This is a genomic window from Streptomyces sp. NPDC015220 (assembly GCF_043079345.1).
Taxonomy (GTDB): domain Bacteria; phylum Actinomycetota; class Actinomycetes; order Streptomycetales; family Streptomycetaceae; genus Streptomyces.
This window is the reverse complement of record NZ_JBIBUK010000043.1, coordinates 1-24,675: the sequence shown is the minus strand read 5'-3', so window position 1 is coordinate 24,675 and position 24,675 is coordinate 1. Positions and strand designations below refer to the sequence as shown.

Here is a 24,675-nt window from a genome sequence, read left to right as displayed (position 1 = left end):
GGGGCCTTACACTCGGCAACCGTTGTCCAGCGGAGTGAGACCGAGAACCGGAAGGCCTGGTTGCCCATGTTCCAAGACGCCCCCATCTACCACCAGCTCGTCGCAGAGCGCGGCGACGTGCCCGCACGGGTCAGGGACGCGGCCACGAGCATACTTCGGGAACTCGACGAAGTGATGCGCATGGGGCGACCGCCGGGCCCGTTCATGCCCGCCCAGGCCCCCCGCGGCGGCGCCCCGCGCCCCCACGCGGCGCTACCGCCGGGTCCGCACTCCGCCCTACCGCCGGGCCCGCACGCGCGCTAGCGGCCCGCCGACCCGCGGGCCCGCATCCGCGACAGCGGCCCGCCGGCCCTCGCTGAGCGGTCCGCCGGCGGTCGTGGCGACGGTCCGCCGACCCTCGCAGAGCGGTCCGCCGGCGGTCGCGGCGACGGTCCGTCGGCCCTCGCTGAGCGGTCCACCGGCCTTCGTGGCGACGGCGCGCCGACTCTCACGGAGCGATCCGCCGGCTCCTCGCCGCACTGCGTCCCCGGCCCCCGCCGGGACGCTCCACCGGGATCCGCGACGGCGCTTCGGCGCCGCGAAAGAGTCCGTAGGCGCATGCCCGGCACGACCGGCGCGACCACCGTGGTCCCGGACCCGCCGCACCGCGCGGCGCATCCGGGACCACGGTGGAGCGGGCCCGGCACCACGGTGGAGCGGGCCCGGCGCCACGCGTCAGCGGCGGCCGTTCTTCGAGTCGAGCAGACCCGCACGGCGCAGGGCGTCGGCCATCGCGCTGTTGGCGGGCGCGGGCGCCTGACGCGAGCCGCCGCCACCGCCCCGGCCCTGGTTCTGGCGCTGCTGCGGCGGACGCCCGCCGCGCTGCCGCCGCTCACCGCCGCCGCCCTGCCTGTCCTGCCCGTCCTTCGGCGCCGCCTCGTCCTCCAGGCGCAGCGTCAGCGAGATCCGCTTGCGCGGGATGTCGACGTCCAGCACCTTCACCTTGACGATGTCGCCCGGCTTGACCACGTCGCGCGGGTCCTTGACGAACGTCCTCGACATCGCCGAGACGTGCACCAGGCCGTCCTGGTGGACGCCGACGTCCACGAACGCGCCGAAGGCCGCCACGTTCGTCACCACGCCCTCCAGGACCATCCCGGAGGACAGGTCGGAGATCTTCTCGACACCTTCCTTGAAGGTCGCGGTCCGGAACGCCGGCCGCGGGTCGCGCCCCGGCTTCTCCAGCTCCCTGAGGATGTCGGTGACCGTCGGCAGACCGAAGGTGTCGTCCACGAAGTCGGCAGGCTTCAGCGAGCGCAGCACCCCGGTGTTGCCGATGAGGGAGGCCACCTCCTGGCCCGTGGTCTTCACCATGCGCCGGACCACCGGGTACGCCTCGGGGTGCACGCTGGAGGTGTCCAGCGGGTCGTCGCCGCCGCGGATCCGGAGGAAGCCCGCGCACTGCTCGTAGGCCTTCGGGCCGAGCCGCGAGACCTTCTTGAGCTGCGCGCGCGAGGTGAACGGCCCGTTGGCGTCCCGGTGCGCCACGATGTTCTCCGCGAGCGAGCCGGTGACGCCGGAGACCCGGGCGAGCAGCGGCACGGACGCCGTGTTGACGTCCACGCCCACGCCGTTCACACAGTCCTCGACCACCGCGTCCAGCGAGCGGGACAGCTTCACCTCGGACAGGTCGTGCTGGTACTGGCCGACCCCGATGGACTTGGGGTCGATCTTCACCAGCTCGGCCAGCGGGTCCTGGAGCCGGCGCGCGATGGACACCGCGCCGCGCAGCGACACGTCCATGTCCGGCAGTTCCTGGGAGGCGTAGGCGGACGCCGAGTACACCGACGCTCCGGCCTCCGACACCATCACCTTGGTGAGCTTCAGCTCCGGGTGCCTGGCGATGAGTTCGCCGGCGAGCTTGTCGGTCTCCCGGGACGCCGTGCCGTTGCCGATGGCGATCAGCTCGACCGCGTGCTGCTCGGCGAGGCGCGCCAGCCTGGCGATCGCCTCGTCCCACTTGTTGGCCGGGACGTGCGGGTGGATCACGTCCGTGGCGACGACCTTGCCGGTCGCGTCCACCACCGCCACCTTCACCCCGGTACGGAAGCCCGGGTCCAGGCCCAGCGTCGAGCGGGTGCCGGCCGGGGCGGCCAGCAGCAGGTCGCGCAGGTTGGCCGCGAACACGTTCACCGCCTCGTCCTCGGCGGCGGTACGCAGCCTGAGCCGCAGGTCGATGCCGAGGTGGACGAGGATCCTGGTGCGCCAGGCCCAGCGGACCGTGTCGCGGAGCCACTTGTCGGCCGGCCTGCCCCGGTCGGAGACGCCGAACCGGTGGGCCACGATCCCCTCGTACGAGGACGGGCCGTCGGTCGGCTCCTCGGGCTCCAGGACGAGGTCGAGGACCTCCTCCTTCTCGCCGCGCAGCATCGCGAGGACCCGGTGCGAGGGCAGGTCGGTGAACGGCTCGGTGAAGTCGAAGTAGTCGGCGAACTTGGCGCCCGCCTCCTCCTTGCCGTCCCGCACCTTGGCCGTCAGCCGCCCGCGCACCCACATGCGCTCGCGCAGCTCGCCGATCAGGTCGGCGTCCTCCGAGAACCGCTCGGTGAGGATCGCCCGGGCGCCGTCCAGGGCGGCCTGCGGGTCGGCGACCCCCTTGCCGGCGTCCACGAAGGCCGCCGCCGCGGCGAGCGGGTCCACGGACGGGTCGGCGAGCAGGCCCTCGGCCAGCGGCTCCAGGCCGGCCTCGCGCGCGATCTGCGCCTTGGTCCGCCGCTTCGGCTTGTACGGCAGGTAGATGTCCTCCAGCCGCGCCTTGGTCTGTGCGCCCAGGATCCGCTCCCGGAGCTCGTCGGTGAGCTTGCCCTGCTCGCGCACCGACTCCAGGATCGAGGTCCGCCGATCCTCCAGCTCCCTCAGATAGCGCAGCCGCTCCTCGATCGTGCGCAGCTGCGCGTCGTCGAGCATCTCGGTCGCTTCCTTGCGGTAGCGGGCGATGAAGGGCACCGTCGAACCGCCGTCGAGCAGCTCCACGGCGGCCTTGACCTGCCGCTCCCGTACGCCGAGCTCCTCGGCGATCCTGCCTTCGATGGACCCTGTGAGGGGTGTCGTCACGTTCCCGTACCGCCTTCTCCGCTTCGGGTTGCGCCGCAATTGTGGCAGGTGGCGACGGCGACCGGGGATCAGGGCGGGGCGCGGCGGGGCGGGTTCCGGTCAGGCCGCGCCGAGGCCCCGGACCAGGGCCCGGAACGGCAGGGTCACCACCGTGGCGCGGCGCGGCCGAGCTGCCGCAGGACGTCCGCGCGGGCACGGAACACGGTGGACTCCTTCTCCTCTCCCGGCCGCGGAGGCCGCGCCCGGGTGCGGGCGGCCCGCCGCTTCGGCGGGCGGAACACGGGCACCTCGGGCGCCCCGGCGCATGCGCCCGCGTCCCTCGGGCGGGGGCCGGGCGCGGCGCCGGGCACGTGCGCCCGGACCGCGTCCGGGCGCGGCGGCCCCACGGCGCCGGCCCACCGGACCCCGCCCGCCTCGACGGGGGTCGCGCGCCGACGGCCGCTCCGCCCGCGAACGGGCCCCGGTCTACCGCACGCCCCAGGTGAAGCGCGGCGCCCTGCGCTCCAGGAACGCGGCGACCCCTTCCGCGGTCTCGCCGCTGTCCCGGGCCTGTCCGGCCCAGTGGGCGTCCCGGTCCGTGCGGCCGTTCGCGAACTCCTTCGCGGCGGCCTGGGTGAGCTGTGAGCGGGCGGTCAGGATCCGGGCGAAATCGGCGACCCGCTCGTCGAGTTCGCCCTCGGGCAGCACCTCGTCGACCAGGCCCGTGCGCAGTGCCCGGTCCGTGTCGATCAACTCGCCCGAGAAGAGGAGGTACTTGGCGGTGGCCGGGCCCACCAGGGACACCAGCCGCCGGGTGGCGGAGGCGGGGTAGACGATCCCCAGCTTCGCCGGCGTCACCCCGAACAGCGCTCCCGCCTCGGCGAACCGCAGATCGCAGGCCGCGGCGAGCTGGGCGCCGCCGCCCACGCAGTGCCCGCGCACCGCCGCCAGCGTCGGCTTCGGGAACGCCGCCAGCGCCTCCTCCGCCAGCACCGCGAGGCGCTGCGCCTCCCGCGGCGAGCCGCGCAGCGTGGAGATGTCCGCTCCGGCGCAGAACGTCGCGCCCGCGCCCGTCAGCACCAGCGCCCGCACCCGGGGGTCGGCCGCCAGGGTGTCGAGGAGCGGGGGCAGCGCCCGCCACATCGCGGCGGTCATGGCGTTGCGTTTGGCCGGGTGGTGCACGACGACGGTGGCGACCGCGTCGGTGACCTCGTGCAGCAGCTGCGGCTCCATGGGCCGGATGCTATCCGCTCGCCCGGATGTGCGATCACGTCGCCCGGGTGTTTGACCGGGACCGGGCGGACGGCGGTCACGCTCCGGCGACGGAGGGGTCGGGGGACGCGGAACCCGCACCGAACCCGTACAACCCGAAGAGTGCGTGAAGGCGGCGCGGACCTGGCAGAACCGGTCGCACTCGGGTGTGGGGCGCACACAGGCGGTCCCAAAGCGCTGCCAAGCAGCCTACTTGTGTTCACTGCTTGGGGGCGGGCGCCGGGTTGCCAACACTCGACGTGTGGTGACAATCGAGCGCGAGGACGGCGATCGGACGATGGACGACCACGGGCGCGGGGACGGCCCGCGCCCAGCGGGCGGCACGGAGGCACCCCTGAACGCCGAGCCGCCGGACCCGCTGCCGTACGAAGGGGTGTGGCGGTTCACCGCGCCCGCCGTCGAGGCCTCGGTCCCGCAGGCCCGGCACGCGGTACGGGACCTGCTGCGGCGCCAGGGCGTTCCGGCCCCGGGCGATCTGGTCCACGGGCTGCTGCTGATCGTGTCCGAGCTGGTCACGAACGCCGTGCGGCACGCGGCGGTGCTGTCGCCGATGCTCGCCGTGGAGGTCGCCGTCGGCGCCGAGTGGGTGCGGGTGGCCGTGGAGGACGACCACCCCTACCGGCCGAGCGCGCTCGAGACCGATCACGGGCGGACCGGCGGGCGCGGGCTGCTGCTGGTCCGCGAGATCGCCCGGGAGGCCGGGGGGGCCTACGACGTCGAGCACACGGCGGGCGGCGGCAAGGTGGTCTGGGTCGCCCTGCCGCTCGGGCCCGCGCGGTGAGCCGGCGCCGTCACCGGCCGGCGGGGCTCACCAGCCCGCGGCGCCGGTCAGCTCCCTGACCGCCGGGCGGGCCGCGTCCAGCACGGTCATGAACCAGGCGGAGAAGGCGTCCTTCGCGTGCCGCTCGGCCAGTTCCGCGGGGGTCACGAACGCCGTCCCGCCGACCTCCTCCGGGTCCGGCCGCAGCGGGGCCTGCACCAGGCCGACGAAGAGGTGGTTGTACTCCTGCTCGACCAGGCCGGAGGCCGGGTCCGGGTGGTTGTAGCGGACGGTGCCCGCCTCGGCGAGGAGCGAGGGCGAGACGCCCAGTTCCTCGTACGTGCGCCGGGCGGCCGCCGCGAAGGGCGACTCACCGGGGTAGGGGTGGCCGCAGCAGGTGTTGGACCACACACCGGGGGAGTGGTACTTGCCGAGCGCCCGCTGCTGGAGCAGCAGCCGCCCCTGCTCGTCGAAGAGGAACACGGAGAAGGCGCGGTGCAGCCGCCCGGGCGGCTGATGGGCGGCGAGCTTCTCCTCGGTGCCGATCGTCACGCCGTCCTCGTCGACGAGTTCCAGCAAGATCGCGTCCGCGGTGCCGTTCGACGAGCTGTGCGTCGCGGTGGCAGGTGTGATCGGCATACCCATCCTTCACATCGGTCCTCGGGTCCCAAGTCTGCCGTACGAAACCGGCGCTCCCGGCCTTCCCGGCACACCCGCATGTCCTGCGCCAAGCGGTGCCCGGCGGTCGTCGCCGGTCCGCTGCAAGCGGAACCCGGTAGATGATCGTGCCCGGCGCGACGGGCCCGGAACCGTCCGGACGCCCCGGGCCGGCGGGGCCCCGCGCCGGCGGTGGCGCGGCGGCGGTGGCGCGGCGGCGAGCGGCGCTCGGCCACCGCCCGGCACCGGCGGGTGGCCGGGCGGGGGCAGGGAGCAGGCCCTCGGCCGCCCGGCCGGGCACGGAGCGCCCGGCCGGCCGGGCGTCAGTGGCACAGGCGGGCCTCGTGCTCGGCGTGCCCGCTCGGTTCGAGCTGGAAGGTGCAGTGCTCCACGTCGAAGTGGTCCCCGAGGCAGCCCTGCAACTCGTGCAGCAGCTTCTCGTGGCCGATGGCGCTCAGCAGGTCGGAGCTGACGACGACGTGCGCGGACAGCACCGGAAGACCGGAGGTGATCGTCCAGACGTGCAGGTCGTGCACGTCCTCGACGCCGTCCAGGGCCAGGATGTGCGCCCGCACCTCGGCCATGTCGACGTTCTTCGGGGCCGCCTCCAGCAGCACGTCGAGGGTCTCGCGCAGCAGCTTGACGGTGCGCGGGACGATCAGCAGCCCGATGGCCAGGGAGGCGATCGGGTCGGCGGCCTGCCAGCCGGTGAGCAGGATGACCGCCGCCGAGATCATGACCGCCAGCGAGCCGAGCGCGTCCGCGGCCACCTCCAGGAAGGCGCCGCGCACGTTCAGGCTCTCCTTCTGGCCGCGCATCAGCAGCACCAGGGAGACGGAGTTCGCCGCCAGGCCGATCAGACCGAAGACGATCATCAGACCGCCATGGGTGTCGGCCGGGGTGACGAACCGCTGCACCGCCTCGTAGAGGACGTAACCGCCGACGCCGAGCAGCAGCAGGCAGTTGGCGAGCGCGGCGAGGATCTCGGCGCGGGCGAGGCCGAAGGTGCGGTTGCGGCTCGGCGGGCGGTTGGCGACGTGGATGGCGAGCAGCGCCATGCCGAGGCCCAGGGCGTCCGTCGCCATGTGGGCGGCGTCCGCCACCAGTGCCAGTGAGTCCGCCATCACCCCGCCGACGATCTCCACCACCATGACGGCGAGCGTGATCGACAGCGCGACGCGCAGTGTGCCGACATGCGCCGCGGCCGCCGTGCCGGTGGCGCCGTGCGTGTGCCCGTGGTCGTGACCGGCCCCCATGAGACCACCCTTCTGTGTTCCGTCGGGGACCACAGTCAACTACGGGTGGGGGGTATCGGGCAACGCGGCACTGAACACCGTTGTCATGTGCCCTGACCTGCGCAAACGAAGTGCAGGTCAGGGCGTTGGAGGGCTCAGGCGCCGTGCTGCGACAGCCACCCCCGCCAGGCCGAGGAGACCATCTCGGGCACCCCGCGCCGGGCCCGCCAGCCCAGCTCCGCAGCGGCCCGCTCGGTCGAGGCGACGGCGCGCGGCGCGTCCCCGGGACGCCGGGCCTCGACGAGCGGGGCCCGCCGGTCGCCGGTCGCCTCGCCGACGGCGGTGATCAGCTCGCGCACGGACACGCCCTCGCCGCTGCCGATGTTCAGCGTCAGGTCGCCGGTCGCGCCCGGGTCGGCGAGCCGCCGGGCGGCGGCGAGGTGGGCGTCCGCGAGGTCGGCGACATGGAGGTAGTCGCGCACGCAGGTGCCGTCCGGCGTCGGGTGGTCGTCGCCGAAGATCCGCGGGGCCTCGTCGCGGGTGAGGCGGTCGAAGACCATGGGCACGATGTCGTGGACGCCGGTGTCGGCGAGCTCCGGAGCGGCGGCGCCGGCCACGTTGAAGTAGCGCAGGCACGCCGTCGCGATGCCGTGCGCCCGTCCCGCCGCCCGGACCAGCCATTCCCCGGCGAGCTTGGTCTCGCCGTAGGGGTTCACCGGGGCGCACGGGGTGTCCTCGGTGATGAGGTCCACGTCCGGGTTGCCGTAGACGGCGGCCGACGAGGAGAACAGGAACCGTCCGACTCCGGCCTCGGCCACCGCGTCGAGCAGGGTCGCGAGGCCGCCGACGTTCTCCCGGTAGTAGCGGGTCGGCCGCGCGACCGACTCGGCGACCTGCTTGCGCGCGGCGAGGTGCACCACACCGGTCACCGCGTGCTCGGCGAGCACCCGTGCGAGCAGCTCCCCGTCCAGCGACGACCCGCGTACCAGCGGCACGTCGGGCGGCAGCCGCGCGGCGTGCCCGGCCGACAGGTCGTCGAGCACCACGACCCGCTCCCCGGCCCCGGTCATGACCCGCGTCACATGCGCCCCGATGTACCCGGCTCCGCCGGTGATCAGCCATGTCATGGACGCTCACCCTATGCCGCACCCGCGCCGGACCCGCCCGGCCACTCCGGGCCGCCCCGCCCCGCTCCCAGGCCCCGTTCCCCTTCCCGTTCCGGCCCACCGGCCCCCGCGGCCCACGAGGGCGGTGCGAAGGCGGCGGCCTCGGGCCCCGCGGAGGTATGCGACGAATGCCCGGTCTGGGGCGGAGGGGGGAAGGCCCGGACCGGGGCGGAGTTTGTCGCCCGGCCCCCGGATCACCCATGATGATCGCGGAGCAGGCGGGGCAGACCGCGTCGAAGCAGCCCGTGAACGGGTGGTGAACGCGGGCTTCCCGGCATCCGATAGCCTCTGCCGACATGCCGCCCGGGTGCCTCAGGCAGGCGGCACCCCACCATGCACATGACCGGCGCGGACGCGTCGGCACCAGGGAGTGAGTTCGGTTGTCGACCGCCATCCTCACCGGTCAACCGGTCCCCGGGTCGTCGATCGAGGGCGACCTGCGGTCCCTCGGCTTCGAGGTCCGGGTCGCCGCCGACGCCGGTGACGCCGAGACCCTCCTCGCCCGGGTCCCCGCCGACCGGCGGGTCGCCGTCGTCGACGCCGCCTTCGTCGGCCACCCGCACGCCCTGCGCCTGGGCCTGACCGACCCCCGCTTCCCGCTCGCCGCCGTCCCCGGCGCCGTGACCGCGCAGCCGGCCGGCCGCCAGGCGCTCACCCGCGCGATGGCCCGCGAGAACTCCGAGGACGACTCCGCGGCGCCGGCCGGCGGCGGCCTCGCCGACCGGATCGCCGCCGCCCTCGACACCGACGGCGCCGAAGTGCACCGCCCCGAGCTGGGCAGCCTGGTGGCCGCCGTCCCCGAAGACCCCCAGGCCCGCAACGAGGCACGCCAGGCCGTCGCCGCCGTGGACGACGAGGCCGTCCGCCTGAAGTCGGCGGTCAAGGCCCGCGACGGCTTCTTCACCACCTTCTTCATCAGCCCGTACTCGCGCTACATCGCCCGCTGGTGCGCGCGCCGCGGCCTGACCCCCAACCAGGTCACCACCGCGTCCCTGCTCACCGCGCTCATAGCGGCCGGCTGCGCCGCCACCGGCACCCGCGGCGGATTCGTCGCCGCCGGCGTGCTCCTGATCGCCTCGTTCGTCCTGGACTGCACCGACGGACAGCTCGCCCGCTACTCACTGCAGTACTCCACCCTCGGCGCCTGGCTGGACGCCACCTTCGACCGGGCCAAGGAGTACGCCTACTACGCCGGCCTCGCCCTCGGCGCGGCCCGCGGCGGCGACGACGTGTGGGCCCTCGCCCTGGGCGCCATGGTCCTGCAGACCTGCCGGCACGTGGTCGACTTCTCGTTCAACGAGGCCAACCACGACGCCACCGCCAACACCAGCCCCACCGCGGCCCTCTCCGACCGGCTCGACAGCGTCGGCTGGACGGTCTGGCTGCGCCGGATGATCGTCCTCCCCATCGGCGAGCGCTGGGCGATGATCGCCGTCCTCACCGCGCTCACCACCCCCCGCGTCACCTTCTACGCGCTGCTCGTCGGCTGCGCCTTCGCCGCCGCCTACACCACCGCCGGCCGGGTCCTGCGCTCCGTGACCCGCCGGGCCACCCGCACCGACCGCGCGGCCCGGGCGCTCGCGGACCTCGCCGACAGCGGCCCGCTCGCCGAACTGCTCGCCCGCTTCGCGCGCGGTGTCCCGCGTCACTCGGCGGCCTACCTGGCACTGGCCGGCGGCGCCCTCGTGACCTGCTCCGCCCTGCTGTGGGGCGCGGGATGGCAGACCGTCCTGTGCGCCGTCGGCCACGTCCTGCTGTCGGCGGCCGCCGTCGCACGCCCGCTCAAGGGCCCCCTGGACTGGCTGGTCCCCCCGTTCTTCCGCGCCGCCGAATACGGCACCGTCCTGATCCTGGCGGCCCAGGCCAAGGTGAACGGAGCGCTGCCGGCGGCTTTCGGCCTGGTGGCGGCCGTCGCCTACCATCACTACGACACGGTGTACCGCATCCGCGGCGACGCCGGAGCGCCACCGGCCCGGCTGGTGCGCGCCATCGGGGGGCAGGAGGGGCGGACGCTGCTCGCCGCCGTGCTCGCCGCGCTGCTCACCGCTGTTCAGTTCAAGGTCGCGCTCACGGTCCTCGCCGTGGTCGTGGCCGTGCTGGTGCTCACCGAGAGCATCCGCTTCTGGGTCGCCGCCCACAAGGACGGCGCGCCCGCCGTACACGACGAAGGAGAACCCGCATGATCGGCCTCGTGCTGGCGGCCGGCGCCGGACGGCGCCTGCGCCCCTACACCGACACCCTGCCCAAGGCGCTGGTGCCGGTCGGGCCCGAGGGTGCGGAGGACAGCATCACGGTGCTCGACATCGCGCTCGGCAACTTCGCCGAGGTGGGCCTGACCGAGGTCGGGATCATCGTGGGCTACCGCAAGGAGGCCGTGTACGAGCGCAAGGCGGCCCTGGAGCAGAAGTACGGCCTGAAGATCACCCTGATCGACAACGACAAGGCCGAGGAGTGGAACAACGCCTACTCCCTGTGGTGCGGCCGTGACGCCCTGAAGGACGGGGTCCTCCTCGCCAACGGCGACACCGTCCACCCGGTCTCGGTGGAGAAGACCCTGCTGGCCGCCCGCGGCGACGGCAAGAGGATCATCCTCGCGCTGGACACCGTGAAGACGCTGGCCGAGGAGGAGATGAAGGTCGTCGTCGACCCCGACAAGGGCGTGCGGCGGATCACCAAGCTGATGGACCCGGCCGAGGCCACCGGCGAGTACATCGGCGTGACCCTGATCGAGGGCGAGGCGGCCGGGGAACTGGCCGACGCGCTGAAGGCCACCTTCGAGCGGGACCCGCAGCTCTACTACGAGGACGGCTACCAGGAGCTGGTCAACCGCGGCTTCAAGGTCGACGTGGCGCCGATCGGCGACGTCGCGTGGGTCGAGATCGACAACCACGACGACCTCGCCAAGGGTCGGGAGATCGCGTGCCGGTACTGACGAGGCTCATCCCCTCGCCGATCGTCGTGGACATCCGGCCCGGAGCCCTCGACGACCTGGCCGCGATCCTCTCCGACGAGCGGATCTCGCCCTCGGGACGGCTGGCCTTCGCCATCAGCAACGGCTCCGGCCAGGTGCTGCGCGAGCGGTTCGGCCCTGCCTTCCCGGGCGCCGACTGGTTCGCGGACGCGGACGGCACCATCGACGGCGCCGTCCGGCTCGCCGACTCCATCAAGAAGGCCGGCCGCTACGACGCGGTGGTCGGCGTCGGCGGGGGCAAGGTCATCGACTGCGCCAAGTACGCCGCCGCCCGCGTGGGCCTGCCGCTGGTCGCGGTGGCCACCAACCTGGCCAACGACGGGCTGTGCTCGCCGGTCGCGACGCTCGACAACGACGCGGGCCGCGGCTCGTACGGCGTGCCCAACCCGATCGGCATCGTCATCGACCTCGATGTGATCCGTGAGGCCCCGGTGCGCTACGTCCGGGCCGGTATCGGCGATGTGATCTGCAAGATCTCCGCCGTGGCCGACTGGGAGCTCTCGCACCGGGAGACCGGGGAGAAGGTCGACGGACTGGCCGCGGCGATGGCCCGCCAGGCGGCCGAGGCGGTGCTGCGGCACCCCGGCGGCATCGGCGACGACCCGTTCCTGACCACGCTCTCCGAGGCCCTGGTCCTGTGCGGCATCTCCATGTCGGTGGCCGGGGACAGCCGGCCCGCCTCGGGCGCCTGCCACGAGATCAGCCACGCGTTCGACCTGCGCTTCCCCAAGCGCAACGCGCTCCACGGCGAGCAGTGCGGCCTCGGCGGCGCCTTCGCCACGTTCCTGCGCGGCGACACGGAGACGGCCGGGCAGATGGCCGAGGTGCTGCGCCACCACGGCCTGCCCGTCCTGCCGGGCGAGATCGGCTTCGACCTGGACGAGTTCGTGCAGGCCGTCGACTTCGCCCCGCACACCCGCCCCGGCCGCTACACCATCCTCGAACACCTCGACCTCTCCACCGACCAGATCAGGGACGCATACGCCGACTATGCAAAAGCCATCGGTAGCTGAGCTCCGCCCGGTAGTCCACCCCGCGGGGGTGAAGGACCGGCGGAGCGGTGAGCACTGGGCCGGCCGGCTCTACATGCGCGAGCTCTCGCTGCGCGTGGACCGGCACCTGGTGAACACCCGGGTCACCCCCAACCAGCTGACCTACCTGATGACCGTGTTCGGCGTCCTCGCCGCCCCGGCCCTGCTGGTGCCGGGGATCTGGGGCGCCGTGCTCGGCGTGGTCATGGTCCAGCTCTACCTCCTGCTGGACTGCGTCGACGGCGAGGTCGCGCGCTGGAAGCAGCAGTTCTCGCTCGGCGGGGTCTACCTGGACCGGGTCGGGGCCTACCTCACCGACGCCGCCGTCCTGGTCGGGCTCGGTCTGCGCGCCGCCGACCTGTGGGGAGGCGGCCGGATCGACTGGCTCTGGGCCTTCCTCGGGACCCTGGCCGCGCTCGGCGCGATCCTCGTCAAGGCGGAGACCGACCTCGTCGGTGTCGCCCGGCACCAGGGCGGACTGCCCCCGGTCAAGGAGGCGGCGTCCGAGCCGCGCTCCTCCGGCATGGCGCTGGCCCGCCGGGCCGCCGGGGCGCTGAAGTTCCACCGGCTGATCCTCGGGATCGAGGCGTCCCTGCTGATCCTGGTCCTCGCGATCGTGGACCAGGCGAGGGGCGACCTGTTCTTCACCCGGCTCGGCACCGCCGTCCTCGCCGGCATCGCGCTGCTGCAGACCCTGCTGCACCTGGTGTCCATCCTCGCCTCCAGCAGGCTGCGGTGAGCGCGGTGGACGCGACCGAGCTGACCGTCGGCGCGGTGATCATCACCATGGGCAACCGTCCCGACGAGCTCCGGGCGCTGCTCGACTCCGTGGCCCGGCAGGACGGCGGCCGGGTCGAGGCCGTCGTCGTCGGGAACGGCTCGCCCGTCCCGGACGTACCCGCGGGCGTCCGCACGATCGAGCTGCCGGAGAACCTCGGCATCCCCGGCGGCCGCAACGTCGGCATCGAGGCCTTCGGCCCCGGCGGCCGGGACGTCGACATCCTGCTGTTCCTCGACGACGACGGGCTGCTGGCCCGCGAGGACACCGCCGAACTGTGCCGCCGCGCCTTCGCGGCCGACGACCGGCTCGGCATCATCAGCTTCCGCATCGCCGACCCCGACACCGGGGTCACCCAGCGCCGGCACGTGCCGCGGCTGCGCGCCTCCGACCCGATGCGCTCCTCCCGCGTCACCACCTTCCTCGGCGGCGCGAACGCCGTCCGCACCAAGGTCTTCGCGGAGGTCGGCGGCCTGCCGGACGCGTTCTTCTACGCCCACGAGGAAACCGACCTGGCATGGCGGGCCCTCGACGCCGGCTGGATGATCGACTACCGGTCCGACATGGTGCTGTACCACCCGACGACCGCCCCCTCCCGGCACGCGGTCTACCACCGCATGGTCGCCCGCAACCGGGTCTGGCTGGCCCGCCGCAACCTGCCGGCCCTGCTGGTCCCGGTCTACCTCGGCATCTGGCTGCTGCTCACCCTCGCCCGCCGCCCCTCGCGCCCGGCCCTGAAGGCCTGGTTCGGAGGCTTCCGGGAGGGGTGGGCGGCCCCGTGCGGACCGCGCCGGCCCATGAAGTGGCGTACGGTGTGGCGGCTCACCCGGCTGGGCCGGCCGCCGGTCATCTGACAAGCTCGTTCCCGGCGCAACCGGGCCCCGCCCGGTTCCGTGCTCGCGCCCTGCCCGAACAGCCGCACAGGCTGCGTCCGAGAAGACGAAAGTATCCCCCTTGTGAGTGAGACAACGCATGACGGCGCCGTCGCCCTCGGCGCGGCTGCGCCGCCCGACGAGGGCCTCCCGGCGGCGAAGCTCGCCGCCAAGTACGGTCTGTCGGTCAGCGGCGCCCGGCCCCCGCTCAGGGAGTACGTACGCCAGCTCTGGGGCCGGCGCCACTTCATCCTCGCCTTCTCCCAGGCCAAGCTGACCGCCCAGTACAGCCAGGCCAAGCTCGGCCAGCTCTGGCAGGTGGCGACCCCCCTGCTGAACGCGGCCGTCTACTACTTCATCTTCGGCCTCATCCTCAAGGCCAGTAAGGGGATGAGCCACGACGCGTACATCCCGTTCCTGGTGACGGGCGTGTTCGTGTTCGCCTTCACCCAGAGCTCGGTGATGGCGGGCGTGCGCGCCATCTCCGGCAACCTGGGCCTGGTGCGCGCGCTGCACTTCCCGCGCGCCTCCCTGCCGATCTCCTTCGCGCTGCAACAGCTCCAGCAACTGCTGTTCTCGATGCTCGTGGTGGTCGTCATCATCCTCGGGTTCGGCAGCTACCCGAAGCCGTCCTGGCTGCTGATCGTGCCGGCCCTGGTGCTGCAGTTCCTCTTCAACTCCGGGCTGGCGCTGGTCCTGGCCCGGCTGGGGGCCAAGACCCCCGACCTCGCCCAGCTCATGCCGTTCGTCATGCGCACCTGGATGTACGCCTCCGGCGTGATGTTCTCCATCAACGGCATGCTCGCCGGGAAGCCGGAGTGGTTCATCCGGCTGATGCAGGCGAACCCCGCCGCGGTCTACATGGACCTCGTGCGGTTCGCGCTGATCGACGACTACGGCGCCTCGAACCTCCCGCCGCACGTCTGGGCGCTCGCGCTGTTCTGGGCCGTGGCCGTGTTCGCCGGCGGTTTCGTGTTCTTCTGGAAGTCGGAGGAGAGGTACGGCCGTGGCTGAGTCCACCCCCGCGCGGGACGCCGCGCGCGACGGCGGGGCACGGGTCCCCACCGTCATCGCCGACGAGCTGCACATCGTCTACCGGGTCAACGGCGCCAGGTCCGGCAAGGGCAGCGCCACCGCCGCCCTCAGCCGCATCCTCAAGCGCGGCTCCGGGGACACGGCACGGGGCGTGCGCAAGGTGCACGCCGTGCGGGGCGTCTCCTTCGTCGCCTACCGCGGCGAGGCCATCGGGCTGATCGGCTCCAACGGCTCCGGCAAGTCCACCCTGCTGCGCGCCATCGCCGGCCTGCTCCCGGCGGAGAAGGGCAAGGTGTACACCGACGGCCAGCCCTCGCTCCTCGGCGTGAACGCCGCCCTGATGAACGACCTCACCGGCGAGCGCAACGTCATCCTCGGCGGCCTGGCGATGGGCATGTCGCGCGAGGAGATCAAGGAGCGCTACCAGGAGATCGTCGACTTCTCCGGGATCAACGAGAAGGGCGACTTCATCACGCTGCCGATGCGGACGTACTCCTCCGGCATGGCGGCCCGGCTGCGGTTCTCCATCGCAGCCGCCAAGGACCACGACGTCCTCATGATCGACGAGGCCCTGGCCACCGGCGACCGCGCCTTCCAGACGCGGTCCGAGGAGCGCATCCGGGAGCTGCGCAAGGAGGCCGGGACCGTCTTCCTGGTGAGCCACAACAACAAGTCGATCCGTGACACCTGCGACCGGGTGCTGTGGCTCGAACGCGGGGAACTGCGCATGGACGGGCCCACCGAAGAGGTGCTCAAGGAGTACGAGAAGTTCACGGGCCGGTGATCCGACCCGCCCGGGGCCCCGCCGGAACTTTTCCAGCGGGGCCCCACGTCCGTAAAGGAAACGTCAACTCCCGCCGGGCTTAGGAATCTTGAGACCGATCGGTGTGTTGTTGTGATCTGTGGGACACCCCCCTGAGGCTGGCCGCGCTGTACAACGTAAGCTGTACCGGTCCCGGAAAGCGGCAAGTGGGGAGATAATGCGCGACACCCTCCACCAGGGCCGTCCCGTGGGCGGCGAGGGCGGCGTGTCCGAAATAGTGTGTGTCGGGTCGGCAGTGTAGAACGGGAGATGTGACGGCAATGGCTACGGAAACTCCCCAGCTCAACGCAGCATGTGCCGTCCCCGCCCCGGGCAGCGGACGGTGACGGCAGCCGCGGCGCGGGACCCGGAGCGCGCCACCCTCGACAAGGCCGCGGGTGAGAACTTCCCCGTGGCGCCGTTCTTCCTGCCCCGCGCCTGGCGTGCCGACCTCATGGCCGTCTACGGCTTCGCCCGGCTCGTCGACGACATCGGCGACGGAGACCTGGCCCCCGGCGGCGCCGACGCCCGGCTGCTCGGCGTGTCGGCCACCGAGGCGGAGGACCGCCTCGTCCTCCTCGACGCCTTCGAGGCGGATCTGCGCCGGGTCTTCGACGGCACGCCCCGCCACCCCCTGCTACGCCGGCTCCAGCCCACCGTCCGCCGCCGCGCGCTGACGCCCGAGCCGTTCCTCGGCCTCATCGCGGCCAACCGCCAGGACCAGCTGATCAGGCGCTACGAGACCTACGACGACCTCCTCGCCTACTGCGAGCTGTCCGCCAACCCCGTGGGCCGCCTCGTCCTCGCCGTCACCGGCGCCGCGTCACCCGAGCGGATCCGCCGGTCCGACGCCGTCTGCACCGCCCTGCAGATCGTCGAGCACCTCCAGGACGTCAAGGAGGACCTCGGCCGCGACCGCGTCTACCTGCCCGCCGAGGACATGAAGCGCTTCCACGTCCAGGAGGCGGACCTCGCCGTTCCCACCGCCGGCGCGTCGGTGCGCGCCCTGGTCGCGTACGAAGCGGAACGCGCCCGCGATCTGCTGAATGAAGGCGCCCCCCTGGTGGGTAGCGTCCACGGCAGGCTGAGGCTGCTGCTCGCGGGTTTCGTGGCGGGGGGAAGGGCGGCGGTCCGCGCGATCGCGGCCGCCGGATACGACGTACTTCCCGGCCCGCCCAAGCCCGGCAGGTTGCAGTTGCTGCGCGAGGCGGGCGTGACTCTGCGAGGAGAGGGGTGATCCGGGACGTGGAGTCGGAACAGCACGCGTCCGCACCGGTACTCGCCGCCTACAGCTACTGCGAGGCCGTCACCGGGCAGCAGGCGCGCAACTTCGCCTACGGCATCAGGCTGCTGCCGACGCCCAAGCGCCGCGCGATGTCGGCGCTGTACGCGTTCTCCCGGCGGGTCGACGACATCGGCGACGGCGCGCTGACGGACGACGTCAAGGCCGCGCGGCTCCAGGACACCCGGGCACTGCTCGGCCGGATCCGCGAGGGCGCGGTCGAGGACGACGACACCGACCCCGTCGCCGTCGCCCTCGCCCACGCCGCGCGCGCCTTCCCGATCCCGCTCGGCGGCCTGGACGAGCTCATCGACGGCGTCCTCGCGGACGTGCGCGGCGAGACCTACGAGACCTGGGACGACCTCAAGGTCTACTGCCGCTGCGTGGCCGGGGCCATCGGACGGCTCTCGCTCGGCGTGTTCGGCACCGAGCCCGGCGCGCGCGGCGCCGAACGCGCCTCCGAGTACGCCGACACGCTGGGCCTGGCGCTGCAGCTCACCAACATCCTGCGGGACGTCCGCGAGGACGCCGAGGGCGGCCGTACCTACCTGCCCGCCGACGACCTCGCCAAGTTCGGCTGCTCGGCCGGGTTCCGCGGGCCCACCCCGCCGGAGGGCTCCGACTTCGCGGGCCTGGTGCACTTCGAGGTGCGGCGCGCCCGCGCGCTGTTCGCCGAGGGCTACCAGCTGCTGCCCATGCTGGACCGGCGCAGCGGCGCCTGCGTCGCCGCCATGGCCGGCATCTACCGCAGGCTGCTCGACCGCATCGCGCGGGACCCCGAGGCCGTGCTGCGCGGGCGGGTCTCCCTGCCCGGACGCGAGAAGGCGTACGTCGCCGTGCGCGGCCTGTCCGGGCTGGACACCCGGCACGTGACCAGGCAGGCCGTCAGGAGGCGCGCCTGATGGGCCGGCCGACCCAGGGCGGATTCCCGGGCGCCGGCCGGCGGGCAACCCCGCGGCGCCGGACGGCGTCACTCACGGCGACGGCCGGCCACTGCGCACCGGCTCACCGCGGCGGACGTACAGGGGAGGGCGCGCGATGACCGACGGCACGCGACCGGACGGAACGGTCACCGGGCCAGGGGGGACCGCCGGCCGGCACGCGGTCGTGGTCGGCGGCGGACTCGCCGGGCTCACCTCCGCGCTCGCGCTCTCCGACGCCGGTGTGCGCGTGACGCTGCTGGAGAGCCGGCCACGCCTGGGCGGCCTCGCCTTCTCCTTCCAGCGCGGGAACCTCACCGTCGACAACGGACAGCACGTCTACCTGCGCTGCTGCACCGCCTACCGGTGGTTCCTCGACCGCGTCGACGGCACGGCGCTGGCCCCGCTCCAGGACCGCCTCGACGTGCCCGTCCTGGACCTCGCCAGACCCGAGGGAAGACGGCTCGGCAGACTACGGCGCGACCCGCTGCCCGTACCCCTGCACCTGGGGCGCAGCCTGGCCGCCTACCCGCACCTCTCGCTCGCCGAGCGCGCCCGGGTCGGCCGCGCCGCGCTCGCGCTCAAATCCCTCGACCTCGCCGACCCGGCCCTGGACGCACAGGACTTCGCCGGCTGGCTGGCCGCGCACGGTCAGTCGGCGCGGGCCATCGAGGCGCTGTGGGACCTCGTCGGGGTCGCCACCCTCAACGCGAGAGCCTCCGACGCCTCCCTGGGGCTCGCCGCGATGGTGTTCAAGACCGGTCTGCTGTCCGACCCGGGCGCCGCCGACATCGGCTGGGCGCACGTCCCGCTGGGCGAACTGCACGACCAGCTGGCCCGCAAGGCGCTCGACTCCGCGGGCGTCCGTACCGAGGTCCGTACACGCGTCACCTCCGTCTCCCAGAACGGGAACGGGCGCTGGAACGTCCAGGTTCCCGGCGAGACGCTCCAGGCCGACGCGGTCGTCCTCGCCGTACCGCAGCGCGAGGCGCACGACCTGCTGCCGGCGGGCGCGCTGGACGCCCCCCAGCGGCTGCTGGAGATCGGCACCGCCCCGATCCTCAACGTCCACGTCGTCTACGACCGCAAGGTGCTCGCCGCGCCATTCGTCGCCGCCCTCGGCACCCCGGTGCAGTGGGTCTTCGACCGCACCGGGGCCTCCGGACTGGAGGACGGCCAGTACCTGGCGCTGTCGCAGTCGGTGGCGCAGGACGAGATCGACACGCCCGTCGCCGTACTGCGGGAGCGCTACCTGCCCGAGCTGCGGCGGCTGCTGCCCCGGGCCCGCGGCGCCGAGGTGCGGGACTTCTTCGTGACCCGGGAGCGCACGGCGACGTTCGCCCCGGCCCCCGGCGTCGGACGGCTGCGGCCCGGCGCCCGCACCAAGGCCCCCGGCCTGTACCTGGCCGGAGCGTGGACCGCCACCGGGTGGCCCGCGACCATGGAGAGTGCGGTCCGCAGCGGCGTGAGCGCGGCGGACGCCGCGCTGCGCGCCCTGGGCCGGCCCCGCCCCAGCCGGCTCTTCGCACTCGAGGAGACGGCCCACCACACCTTCCCGGGGGACAACCCCCCGGCCCCCGGCCGACAGCGCGGGGAAACCGGCGTGTTCCAGCGAGGTGGGATCCGGTGAAGGTAGACCGACGAGCCGCGGCAGGCCGCACCCGCACCTCCGGCACCGCGACAAGAGGAGAGACTGTGCCCACTGTGCCCCCGGCCTCGACGGCCGCTCGGAGGACCGCGGTGGACGTGACCGCGCTGTTGGAGCGCGGCCGGACGCTGGCCACACCGGTCCTGCGAGGGGCCGTCGACCGTCTGGCTCCTCCCATGGACACCGTCGCCGCCTACCACTTCGGCTGGATCGACGCCGAGGGCAACCCGGCGGACGGCGACGGCGGCAAGGCCGTGCGCCCCGCCCTGGCCGTCCTGTCCGCCGAGGTCACCGGCGCCGCTCCCGAGGCGGGTGTGCCCGGCGCGGTGGCCGTGGAACTCGTCCACAACTTCTCGCTGCTGCACGACGACCTGATGGACGGCGACGAACAGCGCAGGCACCGCGACACCGTCTGGAAGGTGCACGGCCCCGCCCAGGCCATCCTGGTCGGCGACGCCCTGTTCGCCCTGGCCAACGAGGTGCTGCTGGAGCTCGGCACGGTCGAGGCCGGCCGTGCCGCCCGTCGGCTGACCTCCGCCACCCGCGCCCTGATCGACGGGCAGGCCCAGGACATCTCCTACGAGCACCGCGACCGGGTCAGCGTCGAGGAGTGCCTGGAGATGGAGGGCAACAAGACCGGCGCCCTGCTCGCCTGCGCCTGCTCCATCGGCGCGGTGCTCGGCGGCGCCGACGACCGTACGGCCGACACCCTGGAGAAGTACGGCTACCACCTCGGCCTGGCCTTCCAGGCCGTCGACGACCTCCTCGGCATCTGGGGCGACCCGGACGCCACCGGCAAGCAGACCTGGAGCGATCTGCGCCAGCGCAAGAAGTCCCTGCCGGTCGTGGCCGCGCTCGCGGCGGGCGGCGAAGCCTCCGAGCGGCTCGGTGAAATCCTCGCCGCCGATGCCAAGAGCAGCGACTTCGAGAACTTCTCCGAGGAGGAGTTCGCGGCCCGCGCCGCCCTCATCGAGGAGGCCGGCGGCCGCGAGTGGACGGCCGGGGAGGCCCGCCGTCAGCACACCATCGCCATCGAAGCCCTTGACGCCGTGGACATGCCCGACCGGGTGCGGGCCGCGTTCACGGCGCTCGCCGACTTCGTCGTCGTACGAAAGAGATGATCACTATCGGTTCGAACACCCTCGCGTAGTCGCCGGCCGGTGCTCGGAAAGTTCCAGACACCGGCCGACGGCGGACCCACAGCAGCACGACTTGCACGACTGCACGAAGGGGAAGCCATGACAGCGACGACCGACGGAAGCACCGGGGCGACACTGCCGACCCGCGCTGCCGCGGCCAGCGAAAGCGTAATCACCACCCCCGTGGCGGCCGGGGTGCACCAAGCCGCCGAACACGCCGTCAGGCGCGCCACCGACTTCCTGCTCGGCCAGCAGGACGCCGAGGGCTGGTGGAAGGGCGACCTCGAGACCAACGTCACGATGGACGCCGAGGACCTGCTGCTGCGCCAGTTCCTGGGGATCCAGGACGAGGACACCACCCGCGCGGCCGCCCTCTTCATCCGCGGTGAACAACGTGAGGACGGCACCTGGGCCACCTTCTACGGCGGCCCCGGCGAGCTGTCCACCACCATCGAGGCCTACGTCGCCCTCCGCCTGGCCGGCGACGCGCCCGACGCCCCGCACATGGCGAAGGCCTCCGCCTGGGTGCGCGAGCAGGGCGGCATCGCCGCCGCCCGCGTCTTCACCCGGATCTGGCTCGCCCTGTTCGGCTGGTGGAAATGGGAGGACCTGCCCGAACTCCCGCCCGAGCTCATCTACTTCCCCACGTGGGTCCCGCTCAACATCTACGACTTCGGCTGCTGGGCCCGGCAGACCATCGTGCCGCTCACCATCGTCTCCGCCAAGCGGCCGGTGCGCCCCGCCCCCTTCCCGCTGGACGAGCTGCACCTCGACCCGGACCGGCCCAACCCCGTCAGGCCGCTCGCCCCGGCGGCGAGCTGGGACGGCGCCTTCCAGCGCATCGACAAGGCGCTGCGGGCGTACCGCAGGGTCGCGCCGAGGCGGCTGCGCCGGGCCGCGATGAACACCGCCGCCCGCTGGATCATCGAAAGGCAGGAGAACGACGGCTGCTGGGGCGGCATCCAGCCGCCGGCCGTGTACTCGATCATCGCGCTGCACCTGATGGGCTACGACCTCAAGCACCCCGTGATGCGCGCGGGCCTGGAGTCGCTGGACCGGTTCGCCGTACGCCGCGAGGACGGCGCCCGGATGATCGAGGCCTGCCAGTCGCCGGTCTGGGACACCTGCCTGGCCACCATCGCGCTCGCCGACGCCGGGGTGCCCGCGGACCACCCGCAACTGGTGAAGGCCGCGGACTGGATGCTGGGCGAGGAGATCGTGCGCCCCGGCGACTGGTCGGTGCGCCGACCCGGACTGCCGCCCGGCGGCTGGGCGTTCGAGTTCCACAACGACAACTACCCCGACATCGACGACACCGCGGAGGTGGTGCTCGCCCTGCGCCGGGTCAGGCACCACGACCCGGAGCGGCTGGACAAGGCCATCGGGCGCGGGGTCCGCTGGAACCTCGGCATGCAGTCGAAGAACGGCGCCTGGGGCGCCTTCGACGTCGACAACACCAGCCCCTTCCCCAACCGGCTGCCGTTCTGCGACTTCGGCGAGGTCATCGACCCGCCGTCGGCCGACGTCACCGCGCACGTCGTGGAGATGCTCGCGATCGAGGGCCTGTCCCACGACCCGCGCACCCGGCGCGGCATCCAGTGGCTGCTGGACGAACAGGAGCCGGACGGTTCCTGGTTCGGTCGCTGGGGCGTCAACTACCTGTACGGCACCGGGTCCGTCGTCCCGGCCCTGGCCGCCGCCGGCCTGCCCGGCTCGCACCCGGCGATCCGCCGGGCGGTGGCCTGGCTGGAGAAGGTGCAGAACGAGGACGGCGGCTGGGGCGAGGACCTGCGCTCCTACCACGACGTCAAGAAGTGGAGCGGCGTCGGCGCCTCCACCGCCTCGCAGACCGCGTGGGCGCTGATGGCCCTGCTGGCGGCGGGGGAGAAGGACTCCGAGGCCGTCGAGCGAGGCGTCCAGTGGCTGGCGGCCACCCAGCGGGAGGACGGCTCCTGGGACGAGCCCTACTTCACCGGCACCGGCTTCCCCTGGGACTTCTCCATCAACTACCACCTCTACCGGCAGGTGTTCCCGCTCACCGCGCTCGGCCGGTACGTCCACGGTGAACCCTTCGCCGGCCGCGCCGGCGGCACCACGACCGGCGCCGGCGCGGCCGGCCGGCCCCTCGCCGAGGCCAAGGGGAGCTGATGAGCACACAGCCCGGCCCGGCCCCGCTGCTGATCGCCTGCGCGCTCGGCATCGAGCACCTCGCCCTGCGCATGAGCGACCGCCGGGCTCGGCACCGGGACCTCGCCCGCCCCGGGACCGAGCCGGGCGCGGGGGAGGCGGGCGGGCCGGTCACCGTGCTGCGCACCGGCATGGGGCCCCGGGCGGCGGAGCGCTCCGTCACCCGGATCCTGGCCGGTCCCGCGCTGGCGCGGGCGGCCGTGCTGGCCACGGGCTTCTGCGCGGGGCTCGCTCCGGGTATGCACCCCGGCGACCTGGTCGTCGCGGAGGAGACCCGGGACCCGCGCGGCCGCGTCCCCTGCGTGGGCACCGAACTGCTCGTCAAGGAGCTGACCCGCGTCCTGCCGGGCCGCACCGTCCACACCGGCCCGCTCACCGGCTCCGACCACGTGGTGCGCGGGCCGGAGCGGTCCGACCTGCGCGCCACCGGGGCGATCGCCGTCGACATGGAGTCGGCGGCCACCCTGCTGAGCGCCGTGCGCGCGGGCGCCCGGCCGGTCGCGGCCGTCCGGGTGGTCGTGGACGCACCAGAACACGAACTCGTCCGAATCGGCACGGTGAGCGGTGGAATATCGGCTTTCCGTGTACTCCGTTCCGTCCTGCCGACTTTCTTCGAATGGCACCGCAATGTGCTGCTCCCCAGGAGGTGAGCCAGATGGCCATGCCACTGCGCCAGTCCATCAAGGTCGCGACATATCTGGCCGAACAGAAGCTGCGCAAGCGGGACAAGTTCCCGCTCATCGTGGAGCTCGAACCGCTCTTCGCCTGCAACCTCAAGTGCGAGGGCTGCGGCAAGATCCAGCACCCGGCCGGGGTGCTCAAGCAGCGCATGCCGGTCGCCCAGGCAGTGGGCGCCGTCCTGGAGTCGGGCGCGCCGATGGTGTCCATCGCGGGCGGTGAGCCGCTGATGCACCCGCACATCGACGAGATCGTGCGCCAGTTGGTGGCCAAGCGCAAATACGTCTTCCTGTGCACCAACGCGATGCTGATGCGCAAGAAGATGGACAAGTTCCGGCCCTCGCCCTATTTCGCCTTCGCCGTGCACATCGACGGGCTGCGTGAGCGGCACGACGAGTCGGTGGCGAAGGAGGGCGTGTTCGACGAGGCCGTGGCGGCCATCAAGGAGGCCAAGCGGCGGGGCTTCAGGGTCACCACCAACTCCACCTTCTTCAACACCGACACGCCGCAGACCGTCATCGAGGTCCTCAACTTCCTCAACGACGACCTCGAGGTCGACGAGATGATGATCTCGCCCGCCTACGCCTACGAGAAGGCGCCCGACCAGGAGCACTTCCTGGGCGTGGAGCAGACCCGCGAGCTGTTCAAGAAGGCGTTCGCGGGCGGCAACCGCGCCCGCTGGCGGCTCAACCACTCGCCCCTGTTCCTCGACTTCCTCGAGGGCAAGGTCGACTTCCCGTGCACCGCCTGGGCGATCCCGAACTACTCGCTCTTCGGCTGGCAGCGGCCCTGCTACCTGATGAGCGACGGCTACGTCCCCACGTACCGCGAGCTGATCGAGAAGACCGACTGGGACAAGTACGGCCGCGGCAAGGACCCGCGCTGCGCCAACTGCATGGCGCACTGCGGCTACGAGCCCACCGCCGTGCTGGCCACCACGGGGTCCCTGAAGGAGTCCCTGCGCGCCTTGCGCGAGACCGTCTCCGGGAACCGGGACTGAGGCCGTGACCGCCGTTCCCTTGGGCGTTCCCGAGGTACCGGCCCGACCGACCGCCGAGCGCCGCAGGAGCCGGCGGATCCAGGTCGGGCCGGTGGCGGTGGGCGGGGACGCGCCGGTGTCGGTGCAGTCGATGACCACGACCCGTACGTCGGACGTGGGCGCCACGCTCC

At 73.2% G+C, this 24,675-nt stretch carries 21 protein-coding genes; 16 read left to right on the top strand and 5 right to left on the bottom strand.

Features of this window, described 5'->3' with window-relative positions; translation table 11 throughout:
- Nucleotides 1–714: 714 nt before the first annotated feature.
- Nucleotides 715–3,093, bottom strand: a complete 2,379-nt coding sequence (locus ACF061_RS38640; protein WP_392271696.1) for a Tex family protein — start codon at nt 3,091–3,093, stop codon at nt 715–717.
- Between the two features lie 465 nt (nt 3,094–3,558).
- The gene (locus ACF061_RS38635) at nt 3,559–4,305 is read right to left on the bottom strand and encodes an enoyl-CoA hydratase/isomerase family protein (RefSeq protein ID WP_392271695.1); all 747 of its coding nucleotides are present in this window, start codon (nt 4,303–4,305) and stop codon (nt 3,559–3,561) included.
- Between the two features lie 316 nt (nt 4,306–4,621).
- On the opposite strand from ACF061_RS38635, the gene ACF061_RS38630 reads away from it, so the two are divergent.
- Nucleotides 4,622–5,125 (top strand): ATP-binding protein, encoded by a 504-nt coding sequence (locus ACF061_RS38630; RefSeq protein WP_392271704.1) that lies wholly within the window; start codon nt 4,622–4,624, stop codon nt 5,123–5,125.
- Between the two features lie 27 nt (nt 5,126–5,152).
- On the opposite strand, the gene idi is transcribed toward ACF061_RS38630, so the two are convergent.
- The 3 genes from idi to galE all read right to left on the bottom strand — a co-directional run bounded on the left by idi (nt 5,153) and on the right by galE (nt 8,123).
- A complete protein-coding gene (gene idi / locus ACF061_RS38625) occupies nt 5,153–5,743 on the bottom strand; it encodes an isopentenyl-diphosphate Delta-isomerase (RefSeq protein WP_392271694.1) in 591 nt (196 codons plus the stop codon).
- 341 nt (nt 5,744–6,084) lie between these two features.
- Nucleotides 6,085–7,017, bottom strand: a complete 933-nt coding sequence (locus ACF061_RS38620; RefSeq protein WP_392271693.1) for a cation diffusion facilitator family transporter — start codon at nt 7,015–7,017, stop codon at nt 6,085–6,087.
- 134 nt (nt 7,018–7,151) lie between these two features.
- A complete protein-coding gene (gene galE, locus ACF061_RS38615; protein WP_392271692.1) occupies nt 7,152–8,123 on the bottom strand; it encodes a UDP-glucose 4-epimerase GalE in 972 nt (323 codons plus the stop codon).
- 419 nt (nt 8,124–8,542) lie between these two features.
- Between galE and ACF061_RS38610 the strand changes: the two genes are divergently transcribed.
- The 15 genes from ACF061_RS38610 to ACF061_RS38540 form a co-directional block, all read left to right on the top strand.
- Entirely contained in the window at nt 8,543–10,345 is a 1,803-nt protein-coding gene (locus ACF061_RS38610) for a DUF5941 domain-containing protein (RefSeq protein ID WP_392271691.1), read from the top strand.
- Nucleotides 10,342–11,094: a sugar phosphate nucleotidyltransferase gene (locus tag ACF061_RS38605; RefSeq protein ID WP_392271690.1), complete on the top strand. Its 753-nt coding sequence runs from the start codon at nt 10,342–10,344 to the stop codon at nt 11,092–11,094. The genes ACF061_RS38610 and ACF061_RS38605 overlap by 4 nt, the downstream gene beginning before the upstream one ends.
- Nucleotides 11,082–12,146, top strand: a complete 1,065-nt coding sequence (locus ACF061_RS38600) for an iron-containing alcohol dehydrogenase family protein (RefSeq protein ID WP_392271689.1) — start codon at nt 11,082–11,084, stop codon at nt 12,144–12,146. Before ACF061_RS38605 ends, ACF061_RS38600 begins: the two co-directional genes overlap by 13 nt.
- Nucleotides 12,124–12,903: a CDP-alcohol phosphatidyltransferase family protein gene (locus ACF061_RS38595; RefSeq protein WP_392271688.1), complete on the top strand. Its 780-nt coding sequence runs from the start codon at nt 12,124–12,126 to the stop codon at nt 12,901–12,903. Before ACF061_RS38600 ends, ACF061_RS38595 begins: the two co-directional genes overlap by 23 nt.
- 20 nt (nt 12,904–12,923) lie before the next feature.
- Nucleotides 12,924–13,796, top strand: a complete 873-nt coding sequence (locus ACF061_RS38590; RefSeq protein WP_392271703.1) for a glycosyltransferase family 2 protein — start codon at nt 12,924–12,926, stop codon at nt 13,794–13,796.
- A gap of 102 nt (nt 13,797–13,898) precedes the next feature.
- On the top strand, nt 13,899–14,828 hold the full coding sequence (locus tag ACF061_RS38585; RefSeq protein WP_392271687.1) for an ABC transporter permease: 930 nt from the start codon (nt 13,899–13,901) through the stop codon (nt 14,826–14,828).
- A complete protein-coding gene (locus tag ACF061_RS38580) occupies nt 14,821–15,633 on the top strand; it encodes an ABC transporter ATP-binding protein (RefSeq protein ID WP_392271686.1) in 813 nt (270 codons plus the stop codon). The genes ACF061_RS38585 and ACF061_RS38580 overlap by 8 nt, the downstream gene beginning before the upstream one ends.
- 331 nt (nt 15,634–15,964) lie before the next feature.
- Entirely contained in the window at nt 15,965–16,888 is a 924-nt protein-coding gene (gene hpnC / locus ACF061_RS38575) for a squalene synthase HpnC (RefSeq protein WP_392271685.1), read from the top strand.
- On the top strand, nt 16,885–17,835 hold the full coding sequence (hpnD, locus tag ACF061_RS38570) for a presqualene diphosphate synthase HpnD (protein ID WP_392271684.1): 951 nt from the start codon (nt 16,885–16,887) through the stop codon (nt 17,833–17,835). Before hpnC ends, hpnD begins: the two co-directional genes overlap by 4 nt.
- Before the next feature lie 136 nt (nt 17,836–17,971).
- Nucleotides 17,972–19,483 carry a hydroxysqualene dehydroxylase HpnE gene (hpnE, locus tag ACF061_RS38565; RefSeq protein ID WP_392271683.1) on the top strand — a complete coding sequence of 504 codons (1,512 nt, stop codon included), beginning with the start codon at nt 17,972–17,974 and terminating at the stop codon, nt 19,481–19,483.
- A 74-nt stretch (nt 19,484–19,557) separates the two neighbouring features.
- Nucleotides 19,558–20,622, top strand: coding sequence for a polyprenyl synthetase family protein (locus tag ACF061_RS38560; protein ID WP_392271702.1), 1,065 nt, complete (start codon nt 19,558–19,560; stop codon nt 20,620–20,622).
- 117 nt (nt 20,623–20,739) lie between these two features.
- Nucleotides 20,740–22,788, top strand: coding sequence for a squalene--hopene cyclase (shc, locus tag ACF061_RS38555; RefSeq protein ID WP_392271682.1), 2,049 nt, complete (start codon nt 20,740–20,742; stop codon nt 22,786–22,788).
- A complete protein-coding gene (locus tag ACF061_RS38550; protein ID WP_392271681.1) occupies nt 22,788–23,477 on the top strand; it encodes a 1-hydroxy-2-methyl-2-butenyl 4-diphosphate reductase in 690 nt (229 codons plus the stop codon). Before shc ends, ACF061_RS38550 begins: the two co-directional genes overlap by 1 nt.
- A 5-nt stretch (nt 23,478–23,482) precedes the next feature.
- Nucleotides 23,483–24,505, top strand: coding sequence for an adenosyl-hopene transferase HpnH (hpnH, locus tag ACF061_RS38545; RefSeq protein ID WP_392271680.1), 1,023 nt, complete (start codon nt 23,483–23,485; stop codon nt 24,503–24,505).
- Nucleotides 24,506–24,509: 4 nt separating this feature from the next.
- Nucleotides 24,510–24,675, top strand: a 166-nt coding sequence (locus tag ACF061_RS38540; RefSeq protein ID WP_392271701.1) for a flavodoxin-dependent (E)-4-hydroxy-3-methylbut-2-enyl-diphosphate synthase, incomplete at its 3' end; no start/stop codon positions are given.

Bases quoted from the DNA above. Each gene is read 5' to 3' on its own strand.
- ACF061_RS38635 (WP_392271695.1), bottom strand. From the start codon at position 4,305: ATGGAGCCGCAGCTGCTGCACGAGGTCACCGACGCGGTCGCCACCGTC.
- ACF061_RS38630 (WP_392271704.1), top strand. From the start codon at position 4,622: ATGGACGACCACGGGCGCGGGGACGGCCCGCGCCCAGCGGGCGGCACG.
- idi (WP_392271694.1), bottom strand. From the start codon at position 5,743: ATGCCGATCACACCTGCCACCGCGACGCACAGCTCGTCGAACGGCACC.
- ACF061_RS38620 (WP_392271693.1), bottom strand. From the start codon at position 7,017: ATGGGGGCCGGTCACGACCACGGGCACACGCACGGCGCCACCGGCACG.
- galE (WP_392271692.1), bottom strand. From the start codon at position 8,123: ATGACATGGCTGATCACCGGCGGAGCCGGGTACATCGGGGCGCATGTG.
- ACF061_RS38605 (WP_392271690.1), top strand. From the start codon at position 10,342: ATGATCGGCCTCGTGCTGGCGGCCGGCGCCGGACGGCGCCTGCGCCCC.
- ACF061_RS38595 (WP_392271688.1), top strand. From the start codon at position 12,124: ATGCAAAAGCCATCGGTAGCTGAGCTCCGCCCGGTAGTCCACCCCGCG.
- hpnC (WP_392271685.1), top strand. From the start codon at position 15,965: ATGTGCCGTCCCCGCCCCGGGCAGCGGACGGTGACGGCAGCCGCGGCG.
- hpnE (WP_392271683.1), top strand. From the start codon at position 17,972: ATGACCGACGGCACGCGACCGGACGGAACGGTCACCGGGCCAGGGGGG.
- shc (WP_392271682.1), top strand. From the start codon at position 20,740: ATGACAGCGACGACCGACGGAAGCACCGGGGCGACACTGCCGACCCGC.
- ACF061_RS38550 (WP_392271681.1), top strand. From the start codon at position 22,788: ATGAGCACACAGCCCGGCCCGGCCCCGCTGCTGATCGCCTGCGCGCTC.
- hpnH (WP_392271680.1), top strand. From the start codon at position 23,483: ATGGCCATGCCACTGCGCCAGTCCATCAAGGTCGCGACATATCTGGCC.